At 44.7% G+C, this 1,920-nt stretch carries 2 protein-coding genes; one reads left to right on the forward strand and one right to left on the reverse strand.

From position 1 onward, the window contains the following. Positions 1-245: hypothetical protein (locus tag RMO84_RS10325; protein ID WP_310488380.1), on the reverse strand; the 245-nt coding region annotated here is incomplete at its 3' end. A gap of 241 nt (positions 246-486) precedes the next feature. Between RMO84_RS10325 and RMO84_RS10330 the strand changes: the two genes are divergently transcribed. Further along, on the forward strand, positions 487-1,791 hold the full coding sequence (locus RMO84_RS10330; RefSeq protein ID WP_310488381.1) for a DUF4147 domain-containing protein: 1,305 nt from the start codon (positions 487-489) through the stop codon (positions 1,789-1,791). Positions 1,792-1,920 lie beyond the last annotated feature (129 nt).

The following is a 1,920-nucleotide window of genomic DNA, read 5'->3' on the forward strand; positions in this document are numbered from 1 at the left end:
ACAAACCCGAACGGTCGTGGATCTAACCGTGCAAATGGATAAAAGATAATTCCTAGTAAGAGACTCCCACCACAGCCTTGAACGATAATTTGAGTTGGAATCTGTGCGGCATTCGTTGGCACACGCTGGGCAACTGTTAAGTATAAATTGTCGATCGCTTGGGCACAAATAGTACAACAGCCGCCAGCGATCGCAGCAAGTAAGAACAGCTCGGGTGCGAGTTTTGTAGGAGAAACTGCCAACATCTTAGTTGCCTCTATGTATCGAACGACACGAGTGGATCGCTATTTCCACGATCGATGCTAGATCGAAATAATTCAGTCTGTCAACGCACTGAGTTACAAAGTTGACAGTCGATTCGATCCATTCTCATCTTCCAAAATCTGTCTCAGGCACTTCTATTTCTGGCTTTTGGCCACTATCGATCGACTCCGTATCGATCGAAAGATGCCGTCTTTTTACTAACTGCAATTATATAATTAAGATATGAAAGCACTCATCGATCGCTTAATTACCGCTGCATTAGCCGCCGTTGAACCCTTTAACGCCGTTCAAAACCACTTGCGGCTAAATGGCAATAATCTAGTTATTGGCAAGCGTGTCATCGATTTAACCGATCGAGATATTCGCTGCGTCGCCGTCGGCAAAGCTTCCGTCGATATGGCTCGATCGATCCACGCACTCCTCGGTAGTCGAATTTCTCAAGGATTAGTCATTACTAAATACGATCATTTAAAAGATGTTAAATTTCCGGCTCATTGGGAAACGATCGAGTCAGCACATCCAGTTCCTGACGATCTCAGTTTATATGCTGGCGATCGCGTGTGGGAATTACTCGCCGATTGTACCGATCGAACTTTAGTCCTCGCTGGTATCTCTGGTGGTGCTTCGTCTCTAGTCGTTGCGCCGCGCGATTGGAATGCTTTAAACAAATTATTAACTAGTCCCCCGACTGCCGAAATTACTCATAAAATTCAACAATTAGTTCAGGCAGCTTTAGCAAGTCAATCGATCGATCTTACTACTGTCAATCTTGCAGAAAATATCTCGCTGCCAGCATTACAAGCGATCGGCAAGGCATTATTAGGCAGTGGACTATCGATCGATAAAATTAACGCCGTGCGATCGCGAATCGATCGATTGAAAGGTGGTGGGTTAGTCGATCGAGTGGGAGAGGGAGAAGTAATTGGACTGATTTTATCAGATGTAATTGACGATCCGATCGAGTCGATCGCTTCTGGCTTAACTAACCATCCAAATGCTAAGAATATTTTCGTCGGTAATAATCGACAAGCTTGTGAAGCTATTAAGCAAGCGATCGAAGATGAAGAAGAAGATAAAGAGAAATACACTGCTAAAATTGTGAAGATAAATTTACAGGGAGAAGCACGGGTTTGCGGTGTCGAAATTGCGCAGAGAATTATTACCGAACCGAGTAATACTATTTTAATTTATGGTGGCGAAACCACGGTTAATTTACCAGAAAATTGTACGGGTAAAGGTGGCCGCAATACCGAATTAGCTCTAGCTGCCGCGATCGAATTGGCGAAACATCACGTACCAGCCTGGATAATTACACTAGCGACTGATGGTACCGATGGGCCGACGGATGCGGCGGGAGCGACAGTAAATGAGCAAACGATCGATCGCGCTCTGGCGTTAGGATTGGATGCAAACATGGCACTCGATCGACACGATAGTTATCCATTCTTTGAGCAATTGGACGATTTACATCTAATTGGGGCAACAGGGACGAATGTAGCCGATATTACGATCGCGATTCGTTCATAAATCAAGAGGATGTCTGAAAAGTCTGGCTTGTTAAGCTCAAACCCTATAACCCCCCTTTTTAAGGGCTACGGTGTATCCAGAAGTCGGTTAGACTTAGTTTGAGATCTGAATCCCCCAACCCCCTTAAAA

Origin of the sequence: Chamaesiphon sp. VAR_69_metabat_338 (genome assembly GCF_031423935.1) — a bacterium.
Taxonomy (GTDB): Bacteria; Cyanobacteriota; Cyanobacteriia; order Cyanobacteriales; family Chamaesiphonaceae; genus Chamaesiphon.